Below are 7,370 nucleotides of genomic sequence, written 5' to 3' on the forward strand. Positions count from 1 at the left end.
GTGGTGCGGGATGGGGGCACCTCCCGTGCCGAAGGCCACGGGGGAGCGCACAAGCTGTACCGGCAAGGGAACTCGCCGGTCCACGCGCTGCCTCCGCACACCAAGCTCGCCGCCGTCCTCGCCTTCGTCGTGGTCGTGGTCTCCACGCCCCGCGAGGCGGTCTGGGCCTTCGCCCTCTACGCCGTCCTGCTCGGTGGCGTGGCGGCCTCGGCCCGGGTCCCGGCCGGGTTCCTGCTGAAGCGGCTGCTCATCGAGATCCCGTTCGTGGCCTTCGCGTTCCTGATGCCCTTCGTGGTCCCGGGCGAGCAGACGGAGGTCCTCGGGATCCCCCTCTCGGTCCCCGGCCTGTGGGGCGCCTGGAACGTCCTCGCCAAGGGCACCCTCGGCGTGGCCGCCTCCGTGCTGCTCGCCTCCACGACCGAGCTGCGCGCGCTGCTCCTCGGCCTCCAGCGGCTGAAGCTCCCGCCGCTCCTCGTGCAGATCGCCTCGTTCATGATCCGGTACGGCGATGTGATCACCGACGAGATGCGCCGGATGTCCATCGCCCGCCGCTCGCGCGGCTTCGAGGCGAAGGGCGTCCGCCACTGGGGCGTCCTCGCCAAGTCCGCGGGCGCGCTCTTCATCCGCTCGTACGAGCGTGGTGAGCGCGTCCATCTCGCGATGGTCAGTCGGGGGTACGCGGGTTCCATGCCGGTCATCGACGAGGTGACCGCGACCCGGGCGCAGTGGACGCGTGCCGCCTCCCTACCGCTCACCGCCCTCTTGATCTGCCTCCTCGGATGGACGCTATGACCGCTCCGACCCCTGCCTTCGTCCCCTCGCTCGATGTACGGGGCCTCGCCTACGCCTACCCCGACGGCCACCAGGCCCTCTTCGGCGTCGACCTGACCGTCGAACGCGGCGAGCGGGTCGCGCTGCTCGGGCCCAACGGCGCCGGGAAGACCACCCTCGTCCTCCACCTCAACGGCATCCTGACCGGCGGCGCCGGCACCGTCTCCGTCGCCGGACTGCCCGTCGAGAAGCGGAACCTGGCCGAGATCCGGCGCCGGGTCGGCATCGTCTTCCAGGACCCGGACGACCAGCTGTTCATGCCGACCGTCCGCGAGGACGTCGCCTTCGGCCCGGCCGCGGCCGGACTGCGCGGGCCGGAGCTGGAGGCCGTGGTGCGCAAGGCCCTCGCGCGGGTCGGCATGGAGGAGTACGCGGACCGGCCGCCGCACCACCTGTCGTTCGGGCAGCGACGGCGCGTGGCCGTGGCGACCGTCCTCGCGATGGAGCCGGAGATCCTCGTCCTGGACGAGCCCTCCTCCAACCTCGACCCGGCCTCGCGCCGTGAGCTCGCGGACGTCCTGCGCTCCCTGGACGTCACCGTTCTCATGGTCACGCACGACCTGCCGTACGCCCTGGAGCTCTGCCCGCGCTCGGTGATCCTCAGCGAGGGTGTGATCGCCGGGGACGGGCCCACGGCGGACGTCCTCGCCGACGAGGAACTGATGGCCGGGAACCGCCTGGAACTGCCGTACGGCTTCGTGCCCCGCCCGCTCGCCTGACGCTCGCCCGACCCCGGAATCCGAGGTCCCGGATCGACGTTGCACCATGGGGGCGCGACGGATCCGTACGAGCGAGAAGGAGTGTGGGACGTGGACGTCCGGGGCACGGTGGCGGCGGGATTCGAGCCGGTCAGGGACGCGTTCCTGCGCAACTTCGAACAACGGGGCGAACGGGGCGCAGCCGTCGCCGTCTACCGCGACGGCGTGAAGGTCGTCGACCTGTGGGGCGGTACGAAGGACGTCGACGGGGACGCCCCCTGGGCCATCGACACCGCGCAGGTCGTCCGCTCGGCCACCAAGGGCGTCGCTGCGGCCGTACCGCTGCTGCTGCACCAGCGCGGGCAGCTCGATCTGGACGCTCCCGTGGGCACGTACTGGCCGGAGTTCAAGGCGGCCGGCAAGGATCGGGTGAGCGTACGGCAGCTGCTCGCGCACCGGGCCGGCATACCGGTCCTGGACCGGCCGCTGACCCTCGCGGAGGCCGTCGACCCCGCGACCGCGCAGGCGGCGATCGCCGCCCAGGCGCCGGTCTGGGAGCCCGGCACCGCGCACGGCTACCACGCCCACACCTTCAGCTGGCTGCTGAGCGGCCTGGTCCACCGGGTCACCGGCCGCACCATCGGCCGCTGGGTGGCCGAGGAGATCGCCCGCCCGCTCGGACTCGACCTCTGGATAGGTCTGCCGCCCGAGGAGGCGCACCGGGCCGGCCGCCTCGGCCCCGTCGAGGAGATCGAGCCGCCCGACAGCGGGGCGCTGAAGCTGCGCCCCAAGCGCTCGGTGACCGAGGCCTACCGCGACCCCGAGTCGCTCACGCGGCGCGCCTTCGGGGCGATCGACCCCAAGCCCGACGAGAACGACCCGCTGTACCGGACGGCCGAACTGCCCGGCTCCGGCGGGGTCTCCACCGCCCGCGCGCTGGCCCGCTTCTACGCCGCCACCCTCGGCCCGGTCGACGGCGGCGCCCGCCTCTTCGCCCCGGCGACCCTGACCCTCGCCCGCACCGAGGAGTCCGCGGGCCCCGACCGCGTCCTGATGGTCGGCACCCGCTTCGGCCTGGGCCACATGCTCCACGGCCCGGCCTCCCCCCTCCTCGGCCCCACCTCCTTCGGCCACCCCGGCCGCGGCGGCTCCCTGGGCTTCGCGGACCCCGAGTCGGGCATCGCCCTCGGCTACGTCACGAACGGCATGCGCAAGACGGTCACGGCGGACCCCCGCGCCCAGGCCCTGGTGCGCGCGGTGCGCGCGGCGCTCGGGGAGTAGCGGAGCAGCCCGGCAGTTGTCGGGGTGGATCTCCGTCCGTCGTGACATCGTGGGGTGCATGACCATCGAGGTGCGTCCGGCTTCGGTCTTCGAGGATGTCCGTGCCCTGGTCGGGCCGAAGTCGCCGGAGGCCAACGTCTGCTGGTGTCTGAGCTACCGGATCCCGTCGAAGCTCAACAACGCGCTCCACGGCCCGGCCCGCGGCGAGTACGTCGCCGAGCTGTGCCGCGGCGCGACCCCTCCGGGGGTCGTGGCCTACGACGGCGACGAGCCGGTCGGCTGGGCCGCCGTGGCGCCCCGCTCGGACACCTCCTTCGCGCGCAGCCGGAAGATCCCGCACGTCGACGACCTGCCGGTCTGGTCGCTCTGGTGCATCCGGGTACGCCCCGGGCACCGCAAGCAGGGCATCTCGCACGCCCTCATCGCCGGTGCGGTCGAGTTCGCCCGCGCCCACGGCGCACCGGCCGTCGAGGCGTACCCCCTCGACAGCGGGGACGCCAAGGTCGACATGACGATGGCGTACGCCGGCATCCGGAAGAACTTCGAACGGGCCGGGTTCGTACGCGCGGCCGACACCACCTCGGTCCTCGCCGGGCACCCCCGGGTCCTGATGCGGCTCGACCTGCGCTGAGCCGTCAGCCGTCCTCCGGCCGGTTCACGAGGTATGCAGCATCAGCCCGATGCCCACCACCATCAGCCCGGCCGCGGCCACTCTCGGCCCGCCGAAGCGTTCCTTGAAGAACACCGCGCCGATGGCCGCGCCCACGATGATCGACGACTCCCGCAGGGCCGCGATCGGGGCCAGGGCCGCCTTCGTCTGGGCCCACAGGACCAGACCGTAGGCGCAGACCGACAGGGCGGCTCCGAACAGCCCCCGGGCGGCGTGCGGGCGGAGTTGGGCGAGGAGCGCGGATCGGCGGGTCCACAGGGCGTACGCCGGGATGGACGTGCCCTCCAGGACCATCAGCCAGGCGATGTAGCCGAGCGGGGTGCCCGAGGCGCGGACGCCGACCCCGTCGACGACGGTGTAGCCCGCGATGGCCAGACCCGTCGCGCCGGCCGCCAGCAGGGCCGGCCAGTCGGGGCGGCGGCCGGAGCCGCGGATGCCCCACAGGGCCAGGCCCGTCAGGCCGGCGCAGGCGAACGCGACCCCGGTGAGCTGCCAGCCGTCCGGGATCTCGTCGACGAAGACGGCCGCGAGGAACGTGACCGCCAGTGGGGCCGTGCCCCGGGCGATCGGATACATCTGCCCGAAGTCGCCGAGCGTGAACGACCGCATGAGCAGCACCATGTAGCCCACGTGCAGCACGGCAGAGGCGATCAGGTACGGCCACGCCCCGGCCGCCGGAAGCGGTACGAAGAAGGCCGTGACGGCTCCGATCAGCGCCCCGCCGCCGGCTATCAGCGTGAACGAGAGCAGCTGGTCGCGGATGGTGTGGGCGAGCGCGTTCCAGCTGGCGTGCGTCACGGCGGCGAGCAGTACCGCCGCCGCGACCAGCGGCGTCACTTCGTCCGCTCGCGGACGTCCACCAGCGCGCGCGGGGCCTCGGCGAAGAGGGGGTGGGCGGGGGATTCAGGAGAGGTCATGGCCCGCACGCTAGCGGTACGTGTACGGGCCATGCGAGCGTGTTTCCCGCCGCTATCCGGCCTTCAGCACGCTCGCGACCACCGGGCCCGCCGCGTCCCCGCCGTGCCCGCCCTCCTGCACGACGGCCGCGGCCGCGAGGTCGTCGGAGTAGCCGGCGAACCAGCTGTTGGAGGTGGACTGACCGCCGACCTCCGCCGAGCCCGTCTTCGCGCCCTTGTCCCCGCCGACCGTCGCCATCGCCTGCGCGCCGGTGCCGATGCCGGTCGCCGTCGCCCGCATCATCGCGCGCAGCTGGCGGGCCACCGAGCTCGGCAGCGAACGCGAGGCCTCGGCGAACGTGCGGCCGTCCAGCTCCTGGGAGACGAGGAACGGCTGCTTGAAGGCCCCGTTCTTCGCGGTGGCGGTGATCGAGGCGATGTTGAGCACGTTCATCTGGACCGTGCCCTGACCGATGTACTGCGCCGCCGCCACGCCGCCCGTCTCCTCGGGGACGGAGCCGTCGAAGGACGCGATGCCCGTCTTCCAGTCGAGGCCGATCCCGAAGACGTCCCGGGCCTCCTTGCCGAGCGCGGAGTCGTCGCCCACGTCGTCGATCTTCTTGATGAAGGCGGTGTTGCAGGACTTGGCGAAGCTCCGCGAGAAGGGGACGTTGCCGAGCTCGAAGCCGTCGAGGTTGCGGAAGGACGTCCCCTGGTACATGACGTTCTTCGGGCACTCGGTGGCCTGGTCGGCCTTGACGAGCCCCTTCTCCAGGAGCAGCGCCGCCGTGACGATCTTCAGGGTCGAGCCGGGCGCCTGCTTGCCCTCGAACGCCGTGTTGAAGCCCTGCGCCGGGCTGTTGGCGACCGCCCGTACCTCGCCCGTCGACGGCTTGACGGCCACGACCGACGCCTGCCCGTACTTCTTCACGGCCCGTTCGGCCGCCGCCTGGACGGTCGCGTCGATGGTCGTCTCCAGCCGGCCCGGCTTCCCCGGGACGTGGGTGACGAGGGTGGTGTCGGGGACGCCCTCCGTGCCGGACTGGATGACGGTCTCGATGCCCGGCGTACCGCCGACCTTCGTCCCGTACTTCTCCCGCAACTGGTCCAGGATCGGCCCGAGCGAGGGGTACTTCTCCTTCGTCAGCTCGACACCCTTGCGGTCGAAGGCCTTGACGGCGCCCGACTTCGCCGCGCCGGTGCGCAGGCTCCCGTTCGCGGTCAGCTTCGGGTGGATGACGGCCGGCTTCCAGTCGACCAGCGGCCGTCCCGTGGTCAGCCCGCGGACCACGCTCAGCTCGGAGGTGTACGTCCAGAGCTTGGTCTGCCCCTCGTACGACACCGTCGCGACGACCGTGAACGGCATCTTCGTCCCGACGGCCTCGCCCGGGGTGATCTGCGCCTTGGAGATCTTCGCCCCTTCGCGGTAGTTCAGCACCGCGGGCCCCGCCTCGACGGGGTTGTTGGTCAGCTGTGCGGCCTTGTCGGACTCACCCGCCGACCAGGCGGCCAGGAAATCCTTCGCGGCGCTCTCCACCTCGTCTTCGGTGACGGGCCCGGTCCGCTTCTCCTCGGCGCCGGACCGGCTGCCCACCGAGTCCCCGTTGATCCCGCCGGCCAGGGTGTACCCCCCGTACAGGACGCCACCCGCGACGACGACGAAGACACCTCCGACGATCGCGACCTTCGCTCCACTGCGCATCTCCGTGGTCCCCTCCCCAGAAGCCCCACAAGTTCACACAGTCAACCAGCGTCACACGGAGGTGTCGAGCGACATTCCGAGGTCGGACTCGACCACCGGGCCGGATCCGGCGCACTCCTGACGGGCCGTCGGTGGATTGCGGCGGCGGCCCCCGGGCCGCCCCGTGGCTCCTGCTACGGCCGCTGCCGCCCGCTGTGGGCCGGTCCGGTCCTTGTTCCGGGCCGTTCGGGGGACGCGGAGTCCGCTTCCGGCCCGGCTCCCGTCCTGCCGGGCACCGGTTCTTCGGAGTGCGGCCGCTCAGGTCGCCCCGATACGAGAACCACAGCGGGTGGGGCCGTGGGGCGTCCCCCGCACAGAGACAGGAGAAGCTGAATGCTCAAGCGAGCAGCTCGGGTGGGTTGGCGCCGGTGGGTGCAGGCGGCGACGGTGACGGCGACGGTGGGGGCGGCCGGCCTGGTCGGGGCGGTGCCGGCCACGGCCCAGGTCGTCCTGGTGCAGTGCCCCAGCGACGACCTGCAGCAGGCGATCGACGACGCAGACCCGGGGGAGACTCTGCGTGTGCAAGGCGTCTGCACGGGAAGCTTCACGATCGACAAGAACCTGACCCTGACCGGGGCTGCCGGGGCCGCCCTCGAGGGCAACGCCAACGCCACCACGCTCACCGTCACCGCGGGTGTTCAGGTGCAACTGAACACCCTGAGCATCGTCCATCCTTCCCTGACCCCCGGCAGAGGCATCGACAACAGCGGCACGCTGACCCTGAGCCGCTCCACCGTGAGCGGCAACGACGCCGTCTTCGGTGGCGGCATTCTCAACAACGCGGGCGCCACGCTGACGCTGAACCGGTCCACGGTCAGCGGCAACCACGGCTCCTTCGGCGCCGGCATCCACAACACCGGCGGCACGGCGACGCTGAACCGAGCCACGGTGAGCGGCAACACGGCGGAATCCCAAGGCGGCGGCATCAACAACGACAGCGGCACGGTGGCGCTGAACCGTTCGACGGTGACCGGCAACGAAGCGAACAACTTCGACACCGGTGATGCCGGCGGCGGTATCTACAACAGGGCCACCGTGACGCGGGTCCGCACCGTCATCAGCGACAACAACCCGGACGACTGCGCCGGATCCAGCCCTGTCCCCGATTGCACCTGACACAGGAGGGGGGGGGGGGGGGGGGCGCCCCCCCCCCCCCCCCCACCCCCCCCCCCCCCCCCCCCCCGGGCCCCCCAACAGCAGCCCCCACAAACAGAACACTACCCACAGCGCCGACAGCGGGACCCGACAAAAGA

Annotated in this window: 7 protein-coding genes; 5 read left to right on the forward strand and 2 right to left on the reverse strand. The window is 72.2% G+C overall.

Annotation, left to right across the window (positions count from 1 at the left end; genetic code table 11):
• Positions 1-3 precede the first annotated feature (3 nt).
• From cbiQ to ACFV9D_RS06665, 4 genes are all read left to right on the forward strand, one after another.
• Positions 4-792, forward strand: a complete 789-nt coding sequence (gene cbiQ / locus ACFV9D_RS06650; RefSeq protein ID WP_385141902.1) for a cobalt ECF transporter T component CbiQ — start codon at positions 4-6, stop codon at positions 790-792.
• Entirely contained in the window at positions 789-1,550 is a 762-nt protein-coding gene (locus ACFV9D_RS06655) for an energy-coupling factor ABC transporter ATP-binding protein (RefSeq protein WP_385141905.1), read from the forward strand. Before cbiQ ends, ACFV9D_RS06655 begins: the two co-directional genes overlap by 4 nt.
• Before the next feature lie 90 nt (positions 1,551-1,640).
• Entirely contained in the window at positions 1,641-2,810 is a 1,170-nt protein-coding gene (locus ACFV9D_RS06660; protein ID WP_385141909.1) for a serine hydrolase domain-containing protein, read from the forward strand.
• 58 nt (positions 2,811-2,868) lie between these two features.
• Positions 2,869-3,441: a GNAT family N-acetyltransferase gene (locus ACFV9D_RS06665; protein WP_385141912.1), complete on the forward strand. Its 573-nt coding sequence runs from the start codon at positions 2,869-2,871 to the stop codon at positions 3,439-3,441.
• Positions 3,442-3,465: 24 nt separating this feature from the next.
• Here the strand turns inward: ACFV9D_RS06665 and ACFV9D_RS06670 are convergent, their stop codons facing one another.
• On the reverse strand, positions 3,466-4,317 hold the full coding sequence (locus ACFV9D_RS06670) for an EamA family transporter (RefSeq protein ID WP_385141915.1): 852 nt from the start codon (positions 4,315-4,317) through the stop codon (positions 3,466-3,468).
• Between the two features lie 132 nt (positions 4,318-4,449).
• Complete coding sequence (locus tag ACFV9D_RS06675) at positions 4,450-6,078, reverse strand: penicillin-binding transpeptidase domain-containing protein (RefSeq protein WP_385141918.1); 1,629 nt, start codon at positions 6,076-6,078, stop codon at positions 4,450-4,452.
• Between the two features lie 372 nt (positions 6,079-6,450).
• On the opposite strand from ACFV9D_RS06675, the gene ACFV9D_RS06680 reads away from it, so the two are divergent.
• Positions 6,451-7,233, forward strand: coding sequence for a hypothetical protein (locus ACFV9D_RS06680; RefSeq protein ID WP_385141921.1), 783 nt, complete (start codon positions 6,451-6,453; stop codon positions 7,231-7,233).
• The last annotated feature ends 137 nt before the right edge of the window (positions 7,234-7,370 follow it).

The sequence above is a fragment of the Streptomyces sp. NPDC059875 genome, assembly GCF_042731085.1.
GTDB lineage: Bacteria > Actinomycetota > Actinomycetes > Streptomycetales > Streptomycetaceae > Streptomyces.

Coding starts and splice junctions, on each gene's coding strand:
- ACFV9D_RS06655 (WP_385141905.1), top strand. CDS start 789: ATGACCGCTCCGACCCCTGCCTTCGTCCCCTCGCTCGATGTACGGGGC.
- ACFV9D_RS06665 (WP_385141912.1), top strand. CDS start 2,869: ATGACCATCGAGGTGCGTCCGGCTTCGGTCTTCGAGGATGTCCGTGCC.
- ACFV9D_RS06675 (WP_385141918.1), bottom strand. CDS start 6,078: ATGCGCAGTGGAGCGAAGGTCGCGATCGTCGGAGGTGTCTTCGTCGTC.
- ACFV9D_RS06680 (WP_385141921.1), top strand. CDS start 6,451: ATGCTCAAGCGAGCAGCTCGGGTGGGTTGGCGCCGGTGGGTGCAGGCG.